General features: G+C 63.7%; 21 protein-coding genes. 7 read left to right on the top strand and 14 right to left on the bottom strand.

What is annotated here, in order from left to right; translation table 11 throughout:
* Positions 1–50: 50 nt before the first annotated feature.
* On the bottom strand, positions 51–230 hold the full coding sequence (locus AC0L30_RS27840; RefSeq protein WP_007596254.1) for a YdcH family protein: 180 nt from the start codon (positions 228–230) through the stop codon (positions 51–53).
* Between the two features lie 327 nt (positions 231–557).
* Between AC0L30_RS27840 and AC0L30_RS27835 the strand changes: the two genes are divergently transcribed.
* From AC0L30_RS27835 to AC0L30_RS27825, 3 genes are all read left to right on the top strand, one after another.
* The gene (locus AC0L30_RS27835; RefSeq protein WP_007596255.1) at positions 558–764 is read left to right on the top strand and encodes a YdcH family protein; all 207 of its coding nucleotides are present in this window, start codon (positions 558–560) and stop codon (positions 762–764) included.
* 119 nt (positions 765–883) lie between these two features.
* Entirely contained in the window at positions 884–1,102 is a 219-nt protein-coding gene (locus AC0L30_RS27830) for a hypothetical protein (protein WP_025034151.1), read from the top strand.
* A gap of 23 nt (positions 1,103–1,125) precedes the next feature.
* Positions 1,126–1,377, top strand: a complete 252-nt coding sequence (locus tag AC0L30_RS27825) for a hypothetical protein (RefSeq protein ID WP_007596257.1) — start codon at positions 1,126–1,128, stop codon at positions 1,375–1,377.
* Here AC0L30_RS27825 and AC0L30_RS27820 read toward each other — a convergent pair whose 3' ends face one another.
* Complete coding sequence (locus AC0L30_RS27820) at positions 1,378–2,115, bottom strand: GGDEF domain-containing protein (protein WP_219681687.1); 738 nt, start codon at positions 2,113–2,115, stop codon at positions 1,378–1,380.
* Positions 2,116–2,256: 141 nt separating this feature from the next.
* Here AC0L30_RS27820 and purE point away from each other — a divergent pair, with 141 nt between their 5' ends.
* Entirely contained in the window at positions 2,257–2,745 is a 489-nt protein-coding gene (gene purE, locus AC0L30_RS27815; RefSeq protein ID WP_473405663.1) for a 5-(carboxyamino)imidazole ribonucleotide mutase, read from the top strand.
* On the top strand, positions 2,742–3,848 hold the full coding sequence (locus tag AC0L30_RS27810) for a 5-(carboxyamino)imidazole ribonucleotide synthase (protein ID WP_219681688.1): 1,107 nt from the start codon (positions 2,742–2,744) through the stop codon (positions 3,846–3,848). The genes purE and AC0L30_RS27810 overlap by 4 nt, the downstream gene beginning before the upstream one ends.
* A 36-nt stretch (positions 3,849–3,884) precedes the next feature.
* Here AC0L30_RS27810 and aqpZ read toward each other — a convergent pair whose 3' ends face one another.
* The gene (gene aqpZ, locus AC0L30_RS27805) at positions 3,885–4,607 is read right to left on the bottom strand and encodes an aquaporin Z (RefSeq protein WP_007596263.1); all 723 of its coding nucleotides are present in this window, start codon (positions 4,605–4,607) and stop codon (positions 3,885–3,887) included.
* Between the two features lie 260 nt (positions 4,608–4,867).
* Here aqpZ and rpsU point away from each other — a divergent pair, with 260 nt between their 5' ends.
* Complete coding sequence (gene rpsU, locus AC0L30_RS27800) at positions 4,868–5,176, top strand: 30S ribosomal protein S21 (RefSeq protein WP_007596265.1); 309 nt, start codon at positions 4,868–4,870, stop codon at positions 5,174–5,176.
* A gap of 125 nt (positions 5,177–5,301) precedes the next feature.
* Entirely contained in the window at positions 5,302–5,952 is a 651-nt protein-coding gene (locus tag AC0L30_RS27795) for a tetratricopeptide repeat protein (protein ID WP_007596267.1), read from the top strand.
* A 28-nt stretch (positions 5,953–5,980) separates the two neighbouring features.
* Here the strand turns inward: AC0L30_RS27795 and AC0L30_RS27790 are convergent, their stop codons facing one another.
* From AC0L30_RS27790 to AC0L30_RS27740, 11 genes are all read right to left on the bottom strand, one after another.
* The gene (locus AC0L30_RS27790; protein ID WP_473405662.1) at positions 5,981–6,928 is read right to left on the bottom strand and encodes a hypothetical protein; all 948 of its coding nucleotides are present in this window, start codon (positions 6,926–6,928) and stop codon (positions 5,981–5,983) included.
* A 92-nt stretch (positions 6,929–7,020) separates the two neighbouring features.
* Positions 7,021–7,305: a cupin domain-containing protein gene (locus AC0L30_RS27785; RefSeq protein ID WP_007596270.1), complete on the bottom strand. Its 285-nt coding sequence runs from the start codon at positions 7,303–7,305 to the stop codon at positions 7,021–7,023.
* A gap of 34 nt (positions 7,306–7,339) precedes the next feature.
* On the bottom strand, positions 7,340–8,437 hold the full coding sequence (locus AC0L30_RS27780) for a calcium:cation antiporter (protein WP_354160012.1): 1,098 nt from the start codon (positions 8,435–8,437) through the stop codon (positions 7,340–7,342).
* Positions 8,438–8,507: 70 nt separating this feature from the next.
* Positions 8,508–9,989 (bottom strand): sodium:proton antiporter, encoded by a 1,482-nt coding sequence (locus AC0L30_RS27775; RefSeq protein WP_051058434.1) that lies wholly within the window; start codon positions 9,987–9,989, stop codon positions 8,508–8,510.
* The gene (locus tag AC0L30_RS27770) at positions 9,943–10,740 is read right to left on the bottom strand and encodes an alpha/beta hydrolase (RefSeq protein WP_007596276.1); all 798 of its coding nucleotides are present in this window, start codon (positions 10,738–10,740) and stop codon (positions 9,943–9,945) included. The genes AC0L30_RS27775 and AC0L30_RS27770 overlap by 47 nt, the downstream gene beginning before the upstream one ends.
* 157 nt (positions 10,741–10,897) lie before the next feature.
* On the bottom strand, positions 10,898–12,295 hold the full coding sequence (locus AC0L30_RS27765) for an NAD(P)(+) transhydrogenase (Re/Si-specific) subunit beta (protein WP_007596277.1): 1,398 nt from the start codon (positions 12,293–12,295) through the stop codon (positions 10,898–10,900).
* A 42-nt stretch (positions 12,296–12,337) separates the two neighbouring features.
* Positions 12,338–12,655, bottom strand: a complete 318-nt coding sequence (locus tag AC0L30_RS27760; RefSeq protein ID WP_007596278.1) for a proton-translocating transhydrogenase family protein — start codon at positions 12,653–12,655, stop codon at positions 12,338–12,340.
* 11 nt (positions 12,656–12,666) lie between these two features.
* On the bottom strand, positions 12,667–13,794 hold the full coding sequence (locus AC0L30_RS27755) for a Re/Si-specific NAD(P)(+) transhydrogenase subunit alpha (protein ID WP_219681691.1): 1,128 nt from the start codon (positions 13,792–13,794) through the stop codon (positions 12,667–12,669).
* A gap of 137 nt (positions 13,795–13,931) precedes the next feature.
* The gene (locus AC0L30_RS27750; protein ID WP_007596280.1) at positions 13,932–14,084 is read right to left on the bottom strand and encodes an aa3-type cytochrome c oxidase subunit IV; all 153 of its coding nucleotides are present in this window, start codon (positions 14,082–14,084) and stop codon (positions 13,932–13,934) included.
* A gap of 185 nt (positions 14,085–14,269) precedes the next feature.
* Positions 14,270–17,161 (bottom strand): patatin-like phospholipase domain-containing protein, encoded by a 2,892-nt coding sequence (locus AC0L30_RS27745; RefSeq protein WP_219681692.1) that lies wholly within the window; start codon positions 17,159–17,161, stop codon positions 14,270–14,272.
* 211 nt (positions 17,162–17,372) lie between these two features.
* Positions 17,373–19,295, bottom strand: coding sequence for a M3 family oligoendopeptidase (locus tag AC0L30_RS27740; protein WP_473405661.1), 1,923 nt, complete (start codon positions 19,293–19,295; stop codon positions 17,373–17,375).
* Positions 19,296–19,411: the final 116 nt, after the last annotated feature.

Raw genomic sequence — 19,411 nt, 5'->3', positions numbered from 1 at the left:
CCATCCCTGCCTGAAAGGGTGCGATCAACTCTACGCTGTTACGGGGGTTACTAGTGGAGCGTGTCGCCGTGCCTGAGACGCTCGATCTGGTCCTTGACCATCAACTTCCGGCGCTTCAACTCAACAATTTGCAGGTCGTCTGTTGAAAGGTGCACGAGAGCTTCGTGCAATTCGTTTTCGAGAGTTTTATGCTTCCGTTCCAATTCAACCAGATGTGCCTGAATTGTCATTCGAAACCTCCTCGGTAGGGGTGAACCTTGGATTCGACCGGACGAGGAAGTGTACATCACCGATTCGTTCTGTCGATGGATATCAGTCGTCGCAGTGTCATTTTTAAAAATTCATATGTAACGAAGCGTGAGTAAGGGAACCACGCGGGAAAAATCCGTGATATCAATGCGCTTGCGCAACGCCGCAGCGACCCCAAAAATATCTCGCGGGAGATCGGCGCAGGACAGCCCGAGATCGCTTGCGATCACGGCGCGCAAGGACGATAGTTTCCACAGGGCATCCACAGCCTTAATCTCACGCCTATCGGTTTTTCGGCCACCGCAGACATGACCAATGAAGATGCGCGCGAACTCGAATCCGAGCTCGCCCGGTTGCACCAGGAACACCGAGATCTCGATGTGGCGATCGATGCACTGCATCAATCGCCCGCGCCCGACCTGTTGCGGTTACAGCGGTTGAAGAAACGCAAGCTGTTGTTGCGTGACCGTATCGCGTTCATCGAAGACCAGATCACGCCCGACATCATCGCCTGATCCACAGGAGGAGAGCTTTACGGCAGCTCGCCGCACGCGAATCCGCTTGACTCGAAAGGAACAAAATAAGAACATTTGCACACCAACGCCCCCAGGAAAACCGTCCAAGGAAAACGCAGATGTCGACAACCGCCCTTCTCGACAACAGCCATTATGAACAAGCCTGCGATCAGGCGATCGCGATGTGCGACGGCAATCTGCGCAGCACCATCAAGGCGCTGATCATGGCCAATGAATATCTGGAGGCCGAGCTGGAGGAATTGCAGGCGGCCATTTCCGCCGGCTGCATTCCGGAGACCTCACGCAGCAAGATGCGGAGCAAGAGCAGCGCAGCCTGAGCTGTCAGCTATCGGAGCCGACCATGTCCGATGTCACCTATTACGTTGCATTACCTTTCCTGACCGACGAGGACGGATCGCCAGTCGCAGGTGCGGCCGAGGAATGCCAGACCGCGGCGGCCGCGTTACGGCGCGCCGAGGTTATGTCGCACGGCGCCGGCCACACCGGCGCCGTCGCGTTCAGCCGCAGCGGCGATCCCATGACCGGCGAATTCGGCGACGCCAAACTGCTCCGCAGCTTTGGCAACGTACCGAAGGACCTCGGCACGCTTTAACTAGCTGCTGACGAGCCTGATGCGCGGCTCGTGCCGCCGGTGCGCCTTGCGCACATACATCGCGGCATCGGCCTCTTCCAGGGCGCGCGCGGCGTCGGACTGTACCCCGAGCAGGGCCACGCCGGCGGAAGCGCCCGCGCTTACGTGCTGGCCGCGAAAGACAAAGGACAATTCGTCGACAGCCTGCTCGAAGGCCGCGGCCTTCGCCTTGGCGTCGGTCTCGCTGAGATTCCAGAGCAGCAGCGCGAACTCGTCGCCGCCGAGCCGGCCGACCACGTCGGAGGCGCGGATCTGCCGCGTCAGCGTGGTGGCAATCGCCTTCAGCACCTCGTCGCCGGCCGCATGGCCGAAGGAATCGTTGATCGGCTTCAGCCGATCGACGTCGAGCACGATCAGCGCGCCGCTGGCGCGGTAGCGCTTCATGTAGGCGACGGCGCGTCCGAGTTCGCGTTCGAAGCCGCGCCGGTTCGGAATTTCGAGCAGGAAGTCGGTGTCGGCGGCCGCCTCGAGCTCCGCGACCCGCCGCAGCGCCCCCTTCAGCTTGCTCCGGAGGTCACGGATGGTCGCGTTGATGGCCGTCTTGATGACCGCTTTGGCGCCGTCATCGGCAGACGCTCCGCGTCGCGACGGTCTGGTCGGACGCTTGACCGGACGCTTAAGAGCAACTTTGGAGCGAGCGGCGCTGGTTTTCGGGCCCTTTTTGGCCTTCGCAGCGCTCGCCCTTTTTGGTTTCTTCATGGGCATCCTGCTCAATGAAGGCTTGCGGGGATTCACCAAGACAGGATAGTGCATTCCCTTCTCCTTGCCACCGCCTTGCGAGCCACCGGCCGGAACCGCTAATCTGGCCTATCTTCCTGTTTTTCGAGCACAATTCACGTCATGACCGCGCCGATCGCCATCATCATGGGAAGCCAGTCGGACTGGGACACGATGCGGCATGCCGCCGACACGCTCGCAGGACTCGGCGTTGCCGCCGACACCCGCATCGTTTCAGCCCACCGCACCCCCGACCGGCTGTTTACGTTCGCCAAGGGCGCCAAGGCGGCTGGTTACAAGGTCATCATCGCCGGCGCGGGCGGCGCAGCCCACCTGCCCGGCATGGCGGCGGCGCTGACGGAACTGCCCGTGTTCGGCGTTCCCGTCGAATCGAGGACACTCAAAGGCATCGATTCGCTCTATTCGATCGTCCAGATGCCCGCAGGCGTCCCGGTCGGCACCCTCGCGATCGGCAAGGCCGGCGCCATCAATGCGGCGCTGCTGGCGGCCGCCGTGCTGGCCTTGTCCGACCCGGCCTTGTCCGACCGCCTCGCGGCCTGGCGCAAGGCGCAGACCGAGGCCGTGGCCGAGCGCCCGGAGGACAAGGCGTGACTGACGCAAAGCAGGTGAAGCTGAAGCCCGGCGACACCATTGGCATTCTCGGCGGCGGACAATTAGGGCGGATGCTGGCCATGGCGGCGGCCCGGCTCGGCCTGCGCTGCCAGGTGTTCTCGCCCGATCCGGACTCACCGGCCTTCGACGTCGTCCTGAATGCGACCTGCGCCGAATACGCCGATGTCGAAGCACTCGAGCTGTTCGCCAACGACGTCGACGTCATCACCTACGAATTCGAGAACGTGCCGTCCGCGGCCGCGATGGTGCTGGATGCGCGCCGCCCGGTGCTGCCCAACCGCAAGATTCTCGAGACCACCCAGGACCGACTCGCCGAAAAGGATTTCGTGACCCGGCTCGGCATCGGCACCGCGGCCTATGCCGACGTCACCTCGGTCCCGTCATTGCGCGAGGCGATCGCCAGGATCGGCCTTCCGGCAGTGCTGAAGACCCGTCGCTTCGGCTATGACGGCAAGGGCCAGGCCATCATCCGCGAGGGCGACGACATCGCGAAAGTGTGGACCAGTCTCGCCACCAAATCGGCCATCCTGGAAGCCTTCGTGCCGTACGAGCGTGAGATTTCCGTGATCGCCGCCCGCTCGGCCACAGGCCAGGTCGAGTGTTTCGACGTCACCGAAAACGAGCACCGCGACCACATCCTGAAGATCTCCCGTGCGCCCGCGCGGATCCCGGATGTGCTCGCCGAGGAAGCGCGCAGCATCGCCGGCAAGATCGCGGGCGCGCTCGATTATGTCGGCGTGCTTGCCGTCGAGATGTTCGTGCTCGCCAACGGCACCGGACCCAAGGTGCTGGTCAACGAGATCGCTCCGCGCGTGCACAATTCCGGACACTGGACGCTCGACGGTGCGTCCGTCTCGCAGTTCGAGCAGCACATTCGCGCCATTGCCGGCTGGCCTCTCGGCAAGCCCGTGCGCCACGGCGAAGTCGTCACCATGACCAATCTGATCGGCGACGAGATCAACGAGTATGAGAACTGGCTGAGCGTGCCGGGCGCGACCGTGCACATTTACGGCAAGGGCGCGCCGCGTCCCGGCCGCAAGATGGGCCACGTCACCGAAGTGCGACCCACGACCGGCAAATAACGGGACCGCGGCGTATGCCGCGATCCCGCTTTGCGATTACGCCGTCTTTGCGCCCGCGACGACGCCGGTGGGTTCGTCGCTGAGCCAGCGATAGATCACTCCGCCCAGCGCGCCGCCGATCAGTGGCGCAACCCAGAACAACCAGAGCTGCGACAGCGCCCAGCCGCCGACGAACAATGCGGGGCCCGTGCTGCGCGCCGGGTTCACCGAGGTGTTGGTGACGGGGATGCTGACGAGATGGATCATCACCAGCGCGAGCCCGATCGCCAGCGGCGCAAAGCCCACGGGCGCGCGGCCGTGGGTAGCGCCCATGATGATGAACAGGAACATCATGGTCATGACCACCTCGGTGAGAAAGCACACGATCATGCTGTACTGGCCGGGAGAATGGGCGTCGTAGCCGTTGGACGCGAACCCTTTACTGACGTCGAAGCCGGGCGCTCCGCTTGCGATGACGTAGAGAAGCCACGCGGCCACGATCGCGCCGGCCACCTGCGCGATCACATAAGGCAGGATCTGTCCGGCCGGAAAACGTCCGCCGGCAGCAAGGCCGACAGTGACGGCCGGATTGAGATGGCAGCCGGAGATGTGGCCGATCGCATAGGCCATGGTGACCACGCTCAGCCCGAATGCGAGGGAGACACCGACCAGACCGATGCCGACCTGCGGAAAGCCGGCTGCGATCACAGCACTTCCGCAACCTGCGAATGTGAGCCAAAAGGTGCCGATAGCTTCGGCCGCGTATTTCTTCATATCCATGTGTCGTCCCCTGCTTTCAAAGATTCCGGAACAAAGCTCCGGAAACGGCCCCACCCTTGGCGTCAAATCTCCCAAATCAGGGCCGCACAGAGGTATTTTGCCTCATTTAATGGCTGAACTTGGCCCGAAAACCCGCTTGGCCGGTGGACATCCCAGGTTTTGTCTGATACATCCGCGCCCTCAAGGTTAAGGGCTTGTGCGTTTCGCCATCCCCTTTGACTTACCAGAATTCAAATCCGATCCACTGAAGAGGATGCCGCGTGCAGGTTCTCGTCCGCGATAACAATGTCGATCAAGCCCTCAAGGCGCTGAAGAAGAAGATGCAGCGCGAGGGTATTTTCCGCGAGATGAAGCTCCGCGGTCACTACGAAAAGCCCTCCGAGAAGAAGGCCCGCGAAAAGGCCGAAGCCGTGCGTCGCGCACGCAAGCTGGCCCGCAAGAAGCTGCAGCGCGAAGGCCTGCTGCCGATGAAGCCGAAGCCGGTGTTCGGCGCTGGCCCTGGCGGTGATCGTGGCGGTCGCGGCGGCCCGGGTGCTGGTGCAAGTGCCGGTCCGCGCGGACCGCGCTGATTTACCGGACTTGAGAGACTTCAGTTTTCGATGACGCGGGCCCCTGGCCCGCGTTATTGTTTTGTGAGCGGTGCCTTCCTGGGATGGGGCACTCCCGATGCGGCACTAGCGCGAGCGAACCGTAGATGGCCTCCCCTTTCCCCAAGCGCGGCTTGGCGCGGTTACGCCAGATCTTGCTGCAGCCATTTGCGCTGGCCTTGATGGGGATTTCGCTGTGCGGCTGCTCCTTCGACCTGGGATCGCTGACGCCGGAGAAGGAAAAGCCGCAGGAGGCACCCAAGGCGGCCACGACCGCCGAGAATGTGGTCAGCGCCGGCAATGTCAGCGAAGCCCAGGCCCATACGGCAAAGGCCCAAGCCTTGGCAAAGTCCGGCGAGACGGCGGCCGCGCTCGATGAATTCAATCACGCGGTCGGACTCGATCCCTACAATGCGCAGGCGCTCTATGGCCGCGCCCTGATCTACCAGGGCAAGAACCAGCACGATTTCGCGATCGCCGATTTCAGCGCGGCGAGCGGCCTTAACCCGCAGAAGGTCGAGCCGCTGCTCGGCCGCGCCAACAGTTATCTCGCCCTCGGCAAGGCCAAGGAGGCCGCGGCCGATCTGGATGAGGCTTCCGAGGCCGATCCCCACAATGCCCAAGTTTGGACCATACGCGGCCAGGCCTATGAACGGCTGGGCGACAGGACCAAGGCGGCGGCGTCCTACACCAAGGCGGTCTCGCTTCGTCCACGCGACGATGCCGCCCGCAGCGGCCTCGCCCGCGTCGGCGGCTGACGATTCTGGCGAAGCCGCAGGCGCCGTCTTAATCCGGGGTGACGCCCTTCGGCAGAACGGAGTGGAACATGGACTTGACGCCCGACAGCATGTCGTCGGCGACATTGGTCTTCGGCCGCGGCATGGACGCGCCGGCATCGGCGCGCAGATCGAGCGGGGGCGCGATCATCGGGACAGGAATGTCAGCCGGCGGCGTCAGCCGATTCGGGTTCTCGTTGCCGACCGAGGCCGTGTAGGGCGGGTTCGCCTGCGACGAGCCGCCATCGCCATAGGCCTCGGCTGCGGGCGTCGAGACCGTGATCGGCGGCGGCAACGGACGCACCGTTGACTGATCCAAGGGGATGATACGCGGAGCCTCCGGGCTGCGGGCGGCTTCGCGCACCGCAGGCTCCTGAGTCTTCTCGGGCGCCTTGGCTTCCGAAGACTTGGTCTCAACCGACTTGGCCTCAACCGACTTGGCCTCAACGGCTTTACCCTCAGGCGACTTGCGCAGGCGCTCGATCGCGGCGCGCACGAGATCGTTGGCGTCGGGGGTTGCGGTCGGTGCGGCAGCAGCCGGCGCCGAATTGGCCTCCCCCACCGGGGTGGCGGGAACGGGTGCACTGACGACCGGGGTGGACTTGGCGACTGCCTTCTCGCGCGCGGACGGCTTGCCGCGCGGGGCGGCCTCGGCCGGTGCGACGTCCGCCGTAGAAGTCTTTGGCTCCGCGGCGGGCTGATCGCCAGCCTTCTCGGTCGCCGGCTTGTCCGCCACCTTCTTCTCGGAAATACCCTTGGCCTTGACGCCCGGCGTGGGCAGGTTGGCCAGATCGGCGGGCTTGCCGTTCTTGCCAGCGTCGGCAGGCGCCATCACGGCCGCGGGTGCATCCGCCGCCGGCTTCGCGTTGATGTAATGATTAACGATGTATGCCCCGATGATCGTTGCGAGCACCGAGGGGAAGATGTCCATCGAGATTTTAGCGATGTATTTCAGCATTCCGGCCACTCCCCGCGCGATCTGATGCGGGAACTTTGAGGCATAGTGAGGGATCAACTGCGACGGATCAATGGCAAAGGGGTACGCCGGATTTACGACTTCAGCTCAACCTCAAGGAACACGATCTCGGTTGCGGTTTCGTTAAGCACATCGTGCTGGACGCCGGCCTTGCGAAAATAGGATTTTCCGGCCGCAAGTTGCGCCTTGGACCGCTCGCCATTGGGTGCCACGATGGTCATTTCCCCTGCGACCACGGGAACAATGACGTAGTCCATGCCGTGGGTGTGATGCCCGGTGGCGCTGTTTGGCGCGAGCCGCCACTCGGTCACCCGAACCTGCTCATTGTCGACCTGAACCTCGGACTCGGCGGCAAGCATCGGAACTCTCCTGGGGCATATCCGGAAAACCGGTTCAGGGCACGAAAACCATGAACACGTAGACGGCAAATACCACCATATGGACCAGCCCGAACAGGACATTGGTCCTGCCCGTACCGAAGGTCAGCATGCTCAAAAAGAAGGTCAGGAGCAAAAGCACGCTGCCCTGGCCGCTGAGGCCGAGCGTGAGCTCCTTGTCGAGCGCATAGGTGGCGACACCGACCGCCGGGATGGTCAGCCCGATGGTGGCCAGCGACGAGCCGAGCGCGAGGTTGATGCTCTTCTGAAGGTCGTTTTTGCGAGCCGCCGAGACGGCTGCGACGCCTTCCGGCAGCAGGATCAGGAGCGCGACCAGAAGTCCGGCAAAGGCAGGCGGCGCGCCGATCCTGGCCGCGACCGCATCGACCACCAGCGAGAATTTCTTGGCCAGCAGCACGACCGCCAGCAGCGCAATCAGCAGCAGCACGACGCTGAGCGCCAAGGTCCTCCCCGACAGATGCGCCTCCCCGCTCCCGCCGCCCGCCCGGTCGTGAACGAAGTAATCCTTGTGCAGCACGGTCTGGGTGTAGAGAAACACCCCATACAGCGCGAGTGTGACCACGTCGACGAAGCCGAGTTGAGCCGCCGAATAGACGGGGCCCGGCGTGGTGGTCGTGTAGTTCGGCATGATCAGGGTGATGGTCGCGAGCGCGAACAGCACGCTGAGATAAACGTTGGCGCCGGAGAGCTGAAAACCCTGCTCGCGATAGCGCAGGCCGCCGATGAAGATGCAGAGCCCGACGAGGCCATTGCAGACGATCATGACCACGGCGAACACGGTGTCGCGCGCCAGTTCCGGAGCCGGCTTGTCGCCCAGCATGATCGTGGTGATCAGCGCCACCTCGATGATGGTCACCGCGAGTGTCAGCACCAGCGTGCCGTAGGGTTCGCCGACCCGCTCGGCGATCACTTCGGCATGATGGACCGCGGCAAACACCGTGCCGAACAGGATGACGAGGAGCACGAGGGCGAAGACGAGCCCGCCGAACGACAGCGTGAACACGTAGTCCGTCGCGCTGACGGCCGCGAACAGCAGCACGGCCAGCGCCGGAAAGATCCAGGCCGACCGAGGCATCGGATTGTGCGCGCTCATCCACCGGCTCCAATTGCTTCGCGCAAATTCATCGCATCTTGGGCGAGCAGTAGCAAATCGGGTGGCGGATTCAATGCCAGCGCAGGATCGGAGCGAACGGCAGCAGCGTCAGCAGCACGAATAGCGGGATCAGCACCGCGCTGGCGCGCACGAAATAACCGAAGAAGCTCGGCATCTTGATGCCGTTCTCGCTGGCGATGCTGCTCACCATGAAATTCGGTGCATTGCCGATATAGGTGAGCGCGCCCATGTAGACTGCGCCCATGGAAATGGAGGCGAGCGTGCCCGAGAGTTCGTGCATCAGCACCTGCGGGTCGCCGCCGGCGAGCTCGAAGAACAACAGATAGGTCGGCGCATTGTCGAGGAACGCCGACATCAGACCGGTGAACCAGAAATAGGCAACCTCGCGCGGCGTGCCGTCCGGCGCCGTCACGGCCGACAACAGCCAGGCGAACGCGCCGTGATGGCCGGCATCGAGCATGGCGATGACCGGGATGATCGCGACAAAAATGCCGGCGAACAGCTTCGCGACCTCGCGGATCGGCTCCCAGGTGAAGCCGTTGGCCTGCCTGTGCTCGTCCGGCGTCAACCACACCGACAGGGCCGCTATGGCCAGCAGCGCCGCGTTGCGGGCGACGTCTTCCAGCTCCAGCCTGGTTCCGAGAATGTCGAAGGCGATGCCGGGCTTCCACATCGCCGACGCCAGCAGGCTCGCGACGATGGCTGCGATCAGCACCAGGTTGACGAGGCCGCGGATGCGGACCGGCTTCGCGGCGCCGGCGGCGCTGAACAAAGGTTCGCTACGGAAGCGCCAGACGTCGATGACGACGAAGATCGCGAGCAGCAGTCCGGCAACGATCGCCGTCTGCAGCCAGATGGTCCGCGTGGTCCAGAAGAAGTCGACACCGTGCAGGAAGCCGACGAACAGCGGGGGATCGCCGAGCGGGCTCAGCGCACCACCGACATTGGCGACCAGGATGATGAAGAAGATGACGACATGGGCGTTGTAGCGCCGCGGCCGGTTGGCGCGGATCAGAGGGCGGATCAGGATCATGGCCGCTCCCGTGGTGCCGACGACGCTCGCCATCACGGTGCCGAGCGCAAGGATGCCGGCGTTGGCCGCCGGTGTCGCCTTGATGTCGCCCGTCACGAGAATGCCCCCAGCCACGACATAGAGCGAGAACAGCAGCACGATAAAACCGAGATATTCGGCGAGCATGGCGTGAACGAGCGCCGCCAGCGTCGCCGTGCTCCCGGCCAAGATGACGAGCGAGGCGAGTGCCAGCAGCGACCAGGCTGCGGCGATCTTGCCGTAATGATGGTGCCAGAATCGTGCAAATAGCAGCGGGCCGAGCGCAATCGACAGCAGCAGGCCGGCAAAGGGAAGCGCATAGGGCCAGCCCATCGCCGCGCCGTCGAGCCCGGTCGCAGCCCATGCGTGCTGTGGCAACAACACGACGAGGATCGCGGCGATGAACCCGCTCGCGCGCCGAACGACAAGTCGTCTAGGAAGCAATGAATCGCCTCGCCGTTTCAATCGCACCGAACGCATCGAGATTGTCGTGTCCACCGCCTGCAAAGCGAACGAACTGCTTCGGTTCATGCGCAAGCGCGAACAGACGCTCTCCGAACACGATCGAAATGGCAAGGTCATTGGTGCCATGCATCACCAATAGCGGCACAGTGACGCGCGGGATGCGCTCGTCGGAATGAAAGGGATCGCGCATCAGCAGACGCACCGGAACGAACCAGAACGATGATGCTGCAATGTCGGCCGTCGATGTATAGGGCGCTTCCAGGATGAGTTTTCCAACACGATGCTCCGAGGCGATCGCGACCGCCACGCCTGTCCCGAGCGAAAAGCCCCAGGCGGCGATTCGTTCCGCCGCGTAGCGCGCAGTGGTGAAGGCGTAGGCGGCCGCGGCATCGCGCAGCAGGCCCGCCTCGCTCGGCGCCCCGCTCGAGCCGGCATAGCCGCGATAGGACAGCGCGACGAGGCCGGTGCCGTCCGCCGTCATGGCCTTGAAACGGCTGACGCGACCGGCGAGATAATCGCCATTGCCTGGGAAATACAGGATCACGGGGCGGCCGGGCCTCGCCGGCACGTGCCAGACGATGACCTTCTCGCCATCAGAGGTGGTCAGGACGTGCTCTTCGGCCTCAGGGAGGCCTGCGGCATCCGGCGCGGTGCGACCGACGGGCGGGATCGGAAACAGCATCTCGCGCTGCCTGACATACAGCACGAGGAGACCGGCGCAATAGACGGTCACGAGCAGGATGGCGATCCACTTGACGATGGTCATGATGACACGGCCCGGCCCCCGTCAAGGCTTTGCACCGGCTCCGCAGCAATTTCATGACCTCGCGGGAGGCGCGCCGGCCGCACGCCGCCCAATGAGCGGTGTGCCATACGACGCGCTGCTCGCGCGTCGCTTTGGCAATGGCCCGCTTGCCTCCGCGCTACATCGCCTTGACGATGTTCTCGGTGACCTTCTTGGCGTCGCCGAGCAGCATCATGGTGTTGTCGCGATAGAACAGCGGATTGTCGATGCCGGCATAGCCCGAAGCGAGCGAGCGCTTGATGAACATCACGGTGCCGGCCTTCCAGACCTGGAGCACGGGCATGCCGTAGATCGGCGAGGTCTTGTCCTCTTCGGCGGCCGGATTGGTGACGTCGTTAGCGCCGATCACGAACGCGATATCGGCCTGCGCGAATTCGGAGTTGATGTCCTCGAGCTCGAACACCTCGTCATAGGGCACGTTCGCTTCGGCCAGCAGCACGTTCATGTGGCCGGGCATGCGGCCGGCGACCGGGTGAATGGCGTATTTCACCTCGACGCCTTCCTTCTTCAGGACGTCGCCCATTTCGCGTAGCGCATGCTGAGCCTGCGCCACCGCCATGCCGTAGCCGGGCACGATGATGACCTTCTGCGCGTTCTTCATGATGAAGGCCGCATCATCCGCCGAGCCGAGCTTGGCCGGCTTCTGCTCGCCGCCGCCACCGCCGGCCGCCGCGGTCTCGCCGCCGAAGCCGCCGAGGATGACCGAGATGAAAGAGCGGTTCATCGCGTGGCACATGATGTAGGACAGGATCGCGCCGCTCGATCCCACCAGCGCGCCGGTGATGATCAGCGCGGAATTGCCGAGAGTGAAGCCGATGCCGGCCGCGGCCCAGCCCGAGTACGAGTTCAGCATTGAAATCACGACCGGCATGTCGGCGCCGCCGATCGGGATGATCATGAGGACGCCGAGCGCCAGCGCGATGATGACGATCAGCCAGAAGTCGAGCGCGCTGCCCGACATCACCAGCCCGACGATGAAGACGACGAGGGCGATCGCGAGCGCGATGTTGATGATGTGGCGGAACGGCAGGATGATCGGCGCACCGCTCATCCGCGCGGACAGCTTCAGGAACGCGATCACCGAGCCGGTGAAGGTCAGCGCGCCGATGGCGACGCCGAGCGACATCTCGACCAGGCTCTGCGGATGGATGTTGCCGGGGCTGCCGATGTCGAAGGCCTCCGGCGCGTAGAACGCACCGGCGGCGACCAGCACCGCGGCCATGCCGACCAGCGAATGGAAGGCGGCGACCAGTTCCGGCATGGAGGTCATCGGCACGCGGCGGGCGATCACCGCGCCGACGCTGCCGCCGATCGCGATGCCAAGGATCACGAGGATCCAGGCGAGGCCGTCCGCCGGCGGATGGCTGGCCAGCGTGGTGGCGACCGCGATCGCCATGCCGATCATGCCGAAGAAATTGCCCTGCCGCGATGAGGCGGGGCTGGACAGCCCGCGCAGTGACAGGATGAACAGCACACCCGCCACGAGATACAGAACTGCAGCCAGATTGGCGTTCATCTCAGGTCCCCTTTGTCTTCGTCACCCCGAGGTGCACGCCGCTCACTTCACCTTCTTCTTGTACATCGCCAGCATGCGCTGGGTGACAAGGAAGCCCCCGAAGATATTCACGCAGGCAAAGATGAGCGCGATGAAGCCGAAGCCGCGCGCCCAGCCCGAGCCGCTCGAGATCATACCGACGCCGACCGCGAGCAGCGCGCCGACCACGATCACCGAGGAGATCGCGTTGGTCACGCTCATCAGCGGCGTATGCAGCGCCGGGGTCACCGACCACACCACGAAATAGCCGACGAAGACGGCGAGAACGAAGATCGACAGCCGGAAGACGAAGGGATCGACGACTTGTGCAATATGCTCCATGACGGCTCTCCTTACGCTTTCGGCTGGAAGTTCGGGTGGATGACGGCGCCGTCTCTGGTCAGCGCGGTCGCTTTGACGAGTTCGTCGTCCCAGTTCACGGCCAGCGCCTTGCTGGTCTTGTCGACCATCGTTTCGATGAAGTTGAACAAATTGCGCGCGTAGAGGCTGGAGGCCGACGCGGCGACGCGGCCGGCAACGTTTGTGTAGCCGACGATCTTGATGCCATCGACATCGGCGACCTCGCCCGCCTTGACGCCTTCGACATTGCCGCCGCGCTCGACGGCGAGATCGACCAGCACCGACCCCGGCTTCATCGACTTGACCATGTCGGCCGTGACGAGCCTCGGCGCAGGCCGGCCCGGAATCAGCGCGGTGGTGATCACGATGTCCTGCTTCTTGATGTGCTCGGCGGTGAGCGCGGCCTGCTTGGCCTGATACTCCTTGGACATTTCCTTGGCGTAGCCGCCGGCGGTCTGCGCGTTCTTGAATTCCTCGTCCTCGACGGCGAGGAATTTTGCGCCGAGCGATTCGACCTGCTCCTTGGTGGCGGGCCGGACGTCGGTCGCGGTAACGACGGCGCCGAGACGGCGCGCGGTCGCGATCGCCTGGAGGCCGGCGACGCCGACGCCCATCACGAACACTTTGGCGGCGGGCACCGTGCCGGCTGCGGTCATCATCATCGGGAAGGCGCGTCCGAAGGCCTCGGCGCCCTCGATCACGGCGCGGTAGCCGGCAAGGTTGGCCTGCGAGGACAGCACGTCCATCACCTGCGCGCGCGTGATGCGCGGCATCAATTCCATCGCGAAGGCGGAGACGCCGGCATCGGCGATCGTCTTCAGCGCGGCCTCATTGCCGTAGGGGTCCATGATGGCGATGACGAGCGCGCCGCGCTTATACTGCGCCAACTCGGAGGCTTCAGGGCGCTTCACCTTGATGATGATGTCGGCGTCCTTCAGCGCGTCGGCGCTGACGGTGGCGCCCACGGCGGTGAATTCGGAGTCCGGCAGACCCGACTTGAGGCCGGCGCCCGGCTCGACGGCGATCTCGGCGCCCAGCGCCTTGAACTTCTTCACCGTATCCGGCGAAGCGGCGACCCGCGGCTCCGACGGATCGATTTCCTTGGCAACGGCGATCTTCATAGGCCCTCCGGCGACGCGGGAAAGAGCGCGCACGCGAACTTAGCGTTACTCCCGCAACGTTGGATACCGGTTTTCAATCCGGCTTGATTGCAAATTTTATGGGCACCGACGACGCTGGCGGTGCTGCAGGCGATGGATCAGGTCAGAAAGATCGCCATCAGGATCACGATAAGCGCGACCGAGACCGTGCCGTACTTCACCAGCTTGATGAAGCCCTCGTAGGTCTGCTCGTGGGCAACGTAGTCGTTGCCGTCGGCGGTGCTGTACGCCACTTCGCTATGGTCAGCCATGAATTGTCCCCAGTCGAAAGTCGAATTTCATGGCTGGGATACCGCAAACTTTCGGGCAGGGCAACGGCACGGAGGCGCGGTTTCCCGGCAAATCGGGTCATTTGGAATTCCGATTGGCGGAATCCCGCTCGGACCGGTGGTCCGCCCGTTGGGGGCGGTCTCCGGCGCCACGAGCCGAATGCCTCTCAGCGCAGACCGAGCGCACGGCGGACTGCGCCGATCGGCTCCACCTTGCTGTCGCAGAAGTTTCGCTTTGCGCAGCGTTCTCCCGGAACGTTCACGACGATCGCATCCGCGCCGGCATCCTCAGTGAGAAAACCGTGGGTCATGTGGAAACCCAGCGCGCGGTAGACCTCGAACTGCTCCTCCGAGAAGAACTGGTCACCGGTGGTTTCGTGCGGGAAGGTGTCGTTGCGGCGTGCATAGTCGCGGATGTAGTCGTTCTCGTCTCCGGTCAGGGACGATTTGATGTACACGAGGTGCCCCTTTTCCCCCGAGCCGTAGTCGATGGTGCCGACCGCCATGTGCGGTCCGCTCGCCGCGCGCCGGGCCGCGGCCGGGGATTTGGTGGCGTTGCACTTCATCCACTCGAGCGTCGTGTTGCGGATCGGCGTCCACGGCAGGTCGATGATGATCCCGAGATCAATGCGCGCATAGCGCTGCAGCGTCACCAAGGATGAGAAATTCATCGGCGCATCGGCTTCCGCGTCAACCGCGATGATCACCTTGCAGCGTCGTCGCAACAACTCGTAGACGCCGAGATTCTCGATGTGTCCGCCGTCCGTCAGGTAGACCGCATCGGCATTCTCGTAAAGCCGGCCCGAGATCTCAGACCATAGAAACAAAGGGGTCGAGTGGTGCTGCGGCTTGTCCTTTGTCGAGACCCAGCGCGGGTTCTTCAACCAGTACCCCAGGCGCACGTTGAGGAGCGCCAGGGTCGGGGTCAGTGAGCGGATCGAGCCCGAGCCCATGTTCGACGAAGCGGCGGCCCCGGAGATCGCCATCGCGGTCGCAAGATCGAGGCCCGGCGCGACCTTCTCGAAGGCCGGTGTATTCGCATAGCCGGTGGCCTCGCTGCCGACGTGCAGCGGCGAGAATATGAAGAAATCAGCGTTCCGTCCCCGCCGATTGGCGAAATCGGATCCTTGGATGTTCAGCGCGGCGTTGATGATGGGATATGGCGAGGCCAGGCTGCTTTTTTTCGATGTCGTGACCGTCATCGCTCCCGCTGGATCAGCGCCGTAGACCAACTGATGCAGCAAACCGCTCAGCTTCTCCTCGTCGAGCGGAAGGAAATCCCTCCCCTGGTCCAGGCTCGGCATGTTCCGCGACGGCTCCCCGTCGGCGTAATAGAGCGGATTGAACAAGAAGGCCTTGCTGAGGCGATCACGATAGAGCCGGTGCAACGAATTGGCATTCGGCCCGAGAACCCACGACAGGCCGAACAGGGCCGAGCCCGACAAGAAGTAGAGCAGCACCATCCGCCAGCTGACACTGTTGCCGAACTGGTACTTCGACCAAGTGAATGTGTTCGGGGACTGCAATGATGCAACAGAAAACAGCCATGCGGGGATGTGCGAGATCGGCCCCACCGGCTTGGAGGCGACGACCTTCGCTTCGCCATTGGTGATCTCGGCCGAGAGCTTGCGCGTCGCCGAGTCGAACTGGACATTTCCCTTGACGTCGACACCGGCCGCGGGCGGCACGGGTTGCACGCCAGCCGCTCCCCACTCCTCGATCATGGGATATTGGCGGTAGGCGGCGTCGAGCGTCTTGTCGTTCGCGATGCCCCAATAGCAAAGATAGAGATATCCGACCCAGATCAGTAAGGGCAGCGCCAGTCCCGCGACAAGCACGGCTGCTTTCGCCGCATGGGCGAGCAGGCGTGAGCCAAGGTCCGAGGCGCCGGCGCCCTTCAGCAGGTCGGCGAATTGCTGCCGGAACAGCGTGACGGCCGCCGCAACCGGCGCAGTGATGGCCGCAAGCGATTGGAGCCATTTGATTGCAACGCCCCCAATGATGCCGCCGGACTGAACCGTGTTGGCGTCGGCGACATCGAACATCTGGGCGATCATGAAGGGCTGGAATTCGAAGAAGCAGATGGCGGCAAGCAGAACGAGATAGGTCGCGCCGACAGTCGACGGATAGCCGCGGAATTCACCTCCCTTGGTCGATGAAATCGAGCGCAGCACGGCCCAGCCGAAGAAAAGCACGAGGCCGAGCAGGAGCGCTGCAAGCGAAAGGCCAAAGTGATCGACGTTCAGGCAGCTGGCGATCGCGCAGATGAGTCCCAGCGCAAACGCAAGACCGGCCAGGTAGCGAAAAAGCTCGCGCCGCCCGACTTTGAAAAGGCGCCCGACCAACAAAAGCAGCAAGGCGGCAACAAGGCCGCCAAGAAAGAAGGCAGGCATCAATCCCAGGCTGGAGAGGGGACCAAGATTGCTGGTGTCGTCGACGCTCAGCCCGAAGAAATTGGTCGTATAGAGTGATGAGCGTGCGGCGTTGGACAGGATCGTGATCACGGCAACGAGCAGTACGACCGGCAGCGTCAGGCTCAGATTGGCAACGAGCCCACGCACGACGATTGCGACGCCGGTGATCAGGTCGCGCGCGCCGGCCGGAACGAGGTAGTTCGAGTAGTTCCGGATATGCCCCACCGCAGGCGTGTCACTGATCTCATTGGCGCTCTCGGCTCCGGGTGTCGGCGTGCTTCCGAAGACGAAATTCTGCGCCCGCGTCATGGTCGCCGTGAACGAACAGCCGGTGTAACCGCCGCCGGATACGGTCGACAGATAGTCGATGTGCTTGATCAGCCCGTGGTGATTGAAAGCCTGCAAGACGCCGAGGCAGATTGCGGAGGATCGGATCCCCCCGCCTGACAGCGCAAGGCCGACCGTGTCGATCGCCTTTTCGTCGCCAGGGTATGCGACGGGATCCACGCCCTGGGCGCGGCGGCGGTTGTTGATGGCTGCGAGCTCGCGCTTGACGATCTTCCGGTGCTGCGTCCCCCACAGCTGCTGTTCCTCGACAGCCCGTGGCGGCTCCACCTTGGGGTCTGGGGCACTGATCCTGGCCATGTTCGCCTCCCTGGCCGAGCACACCACGCCGATCAACAATCATAGATTGCATTGCAGGTCGAACCCGCCTGCAAGAATTAGTCTGGCCCCAGGCACAAACGTTCAATGTGCAGGGCGGGAACCATACAACCCGCCCCGCCCCTCGTTGGAACAACGGGACATTCGGACGGCCGACCCAACCCGCTCGCTGCAGCGCCGAAGACGGCTCGCCTCAGCCCATCGCTTCCAGCTCGTCGATCATGCCGGCGATGACGCTCAGGCCCCCGTCCCAGAACTTCGGATCCTTGGCGTCTAGGCCGAACGGCCGCAACAGTTCGGAATAATGCTTGGTGCCGCCGGCGGCGAGCATGTCGAGATAGCGCTCGGCAAAGCCTTCGGCCGCGTTCTCGTAGACGGCGTAGAGCGAGTTCACCAGACAATCGCCGAACGCATAGGCGTAGACGTAGAACGGCGAATGGATGAAGTGCGGGATGTACATCCAGTAGTTCTCGTAGCCCGCTTTGATCTCGATTGCCGGCCCGAGGCTCTCGCCCTGCACCGAGAGCCAGATCTCGCCGAGCCGCGTCGCGGTGAGCTCGCCGTTCTTGCGTTCGGTGTGGACCGCGCGCTCGAAGGAATAGAACGCGATCTGCCGCACCACGGTGTTGATCATGTCCTCGACCTTGCCGGCGAGCAGCGCCTGGCGCTGCTTTGCGCTCCTGGTCTGCGCCAGCAGCCGCCGGAAGGTCAGCATCTCGCCGAAGACGCTTGCCGTCTCCGCCAGCGTCAGCGGCGTCGGCGCCATCAACGCGCCGTTCCTGGCCGCCAGCACCTGATGCACGCCGTGGCCGAGCTCATGGGCGAGCGTCATCACGTCGCGCGGCTTGCCCTGGTAGTTCATCAGCACGTAGGGGTGCGCGGATGGCGTGGTCGGATGCGAGAAGGCACCCGGCGCCTTGCCCGGGCGCACCGGCGCATCGATCCAGCGGTCCGTGAAGAAGCGCTCGGCGATGTCGGACATCTTTGGCGAGAAGCCGCGATAGGCGGTCAGCACCATGTTCCGCGCATCGGGCCAGCCGATCACGTCCGTCGCCGCAAAAGGCAGCGGCGCGTTGCGGTCCCAATAGGCCAGGCGCTTCCTGCCGAACCAGCGTGCCTTCAGCGCGTAGTAGCGATGCGACAATTTTGGATAGGCCGCGCGCACCGAGGCGACCAGCGCATCCACCACCTCGCGCTCGACCCGGTTGTTGAGATGCCGGGAATCCGCCACGTCCTTGAAGCCGCGCCAGCTGTCGGAGATGTCCTTGTCCTTGGCCAGAGTGTTGGTGATCAGCGCAAAGGTGCGCTCATTGGCCTTGAAGGTCTTTGCGAGCGCCTCTGCTGCGGCCTTGCGCTTGGCGCCGTCGCGGTCCTGCAACAGATTGAGCGTCGGCTCGATCGCGAGCTCCTTGGACCCGACCTTGAAACGCAGGCCGGAGATGGTCTGGTCGAACAGCCGGTTGAAGGCGGAATAGCCGGTCTGCGCCTTCTCCAGGAAGAGCTGCTCGAGCTTGTCGTCGAGCTGGTACGGCTTCTCCTTGCGCAGATCCTCGATCCAGGGACGGTAGTGCGCGAGCTCGGCGGCCTGCATCGCGCGGTTCAAAATATCGTCATCGACTCGATTGAGCTCGAGCGCGAAGAACAACAGATGCGTCGATGCCGCCGTCAGGCGCTCGGAAACGTCGCCGTAAAACTTTGAAATCTTGGGGTCCACGCTGTCGCCTGCATGAACGAGGCCGGCGTACGAGCCGAGCCGGCCGGCAAGGTCGTCGATCGCCTCATAGCGTCGCACGGCTTCAGCGAGCCATTTTCCGCCATCTTCCTTTGCTGTTCCTGTTGCGAGCTTGCCCTTGTAGTCCGTCTCGAACGCGACGCAATCGGCGTCCATCTTTGCGAGATCGCGCGCCACGTCCGGCGCATCGATCCCGGAATAGAGGTCGGCGAGGTTCCACTCCGGAAGCTTGCCGGTCTTGCTCGCAGGCTTGGCGGGTGAAGACTTGGCGAGCGACGGCTTGGAGGATTTGACCTTGGCTGCGGATTTCTTGGTGTTCGGTTTGCGGAGAGCGGGCTTGCCAACGGCGGACTTCTTAACTGCAGACTTGGAGCGCGAATTCATTGTGTGGGAAACCTGTGTTCAACAATCGCGACGGCGGGCGGGGGCATCAGGATTTAACAGTGCGTTAATCGGCTTCGGCCAGAGTGCCCCGATTCGAGACAGATAGTAGTAGCGTG

It is taken from the genome of Bradyrhizobium sp. MI1.11, assembly GCF_055811255.1.
Note: the sequence above shows the minus strand (reverse complement) of the source record. Positions and strands in the feature narration are given on the sequence as shown.

Coding starts and splice junctions, on each gene's coding strand:
- AC0L30_RS27840 (WP_007596254.1), bottom strand. CDS start 230: ATGACAATTCAGGCACATCTGGTTGAATTGGAACGGAAGCATAAAACT.
- AC0L30_RS27835 (WP_007596255.1), top strand. CDS start 558: ATGACCAATGAAGATGCGCGCGAACTCGAATCCGAGCTCGCCCGGTTG.
- AC0L30_RS27830 (WP_025034151.1), top strand. CDS start 884: ATGTCGACAACCGCCCTTCTCGACAACAGCCATTATGAACAAGCCTGC.
- AC0L30_RS27825 (WP_007596257.1), top strand. CDS start 1,126: ATGTCCGATGTCACCTATTACGTTGCATTACCTTTCCTGACCGACGAG.
- AC0L30_RS27820 (WP_219681687.1), bottom strand. CDS start 2,115: ATGAAGAAACCAAAAAGGGCGAGCGCTGCGAAGGCCAAAAAGGGCCCG.
- purE (WP_473405663.1), top strand. CDS start 2,257: ATGACCGCGCCGATCGCCATCATCATGGGAAGCCAGTCGGACTGGGAC.
- aqpZ (WP_007596263.1), bottom strand. CDS start 4,607: ATGGATATGAAGAAATACGCGGCCGAAGCTATCGGCACCTTTTGGCTC.
- AC0L30_RS27795 (WP_007596267.1), top strand. CDS start 5,302: ATGGCCTCCCCTTTCCCCAAGCGCGGCTTGGCGCGGTTACGCCAGATC.
- AC0L30_RS27790 (WP_473405662.1), bottom strand. CDS start 6,928: ATGCTGAAATACATCGCTAAAATCTCGATGGACATCTTCCCCTCGGTG.
- AC0L30_RS27785 (WP_007596270.1), bottom strand. CDS start 7,305: ATGCTTGCCGCCGAGTCCGAGGTTCAGGTCGACAATGAGCAGGTTCGG.
- AC0L30_RS27780 (WP_354160012.1), bottom strand. CDS start 8,437: ATGAGCGCGCACAATCCGATGCCTCGGTCGGCCTGGATCTTTCCGGCG.
- AC0L30_RS27775 (WP_051058434.1), bottom strand. CDS start 9,989: ATGCGTTCGGTGCGATTGAAACGGCGAGGCGATTCATTGCTTCCTAGA.
- AC0L30_RS27770 (WP_007596276.1), bottom strand. CDS start 10,740: ATGACCATCGTCAAGTGGATCGCCATCCTGCTCGTGACCGTCTATTGC.
- AC0L30_RS27765 (WP_007596277.1), bottom strand. CDS start 12,295: ATGAACGCCAATCTGGCTGCAGTTCTGTATCTCGTGGCGGGTGTGCTG.
- AC0L30_RS27760 (WP_007596278.1), bottom strand. CDS start 12,655: ATGGAGCATATTGCACAAGTCGTCGATCCCTTCGTCTTCCGGCTGTCG.
- AC0L30_RS27755 (WP_219681691.1), bottom strand. CDS start 13,794: ATGAAGATCGCCGTTGCCAAGGAAATCGATCCGTCGGAGCCGCGGGTC.
- AC0L30_RS27750 (WP_007596280.1), bottom strand. CDS start 14,084: ATGGCTGACCATAGCGAAGTGGCGTACAGCACCGCCGACGGCAACGAC.
- AC0L30_RS27745 (WP_219681692.1), bottom strand. CDS start 17,161: ATGGCCAGGATCAGTGCCCCAGACCCCAAGGTGGAGCCGCCACGGGCT.
- AC0L30_RS27740 (WP_473405661.1), bottom strand. CDS start 19,295: ATGAATTCGCGCTCCAAGTCTGCAGTTAAGAAGTCCGCCGTTGGCAAG.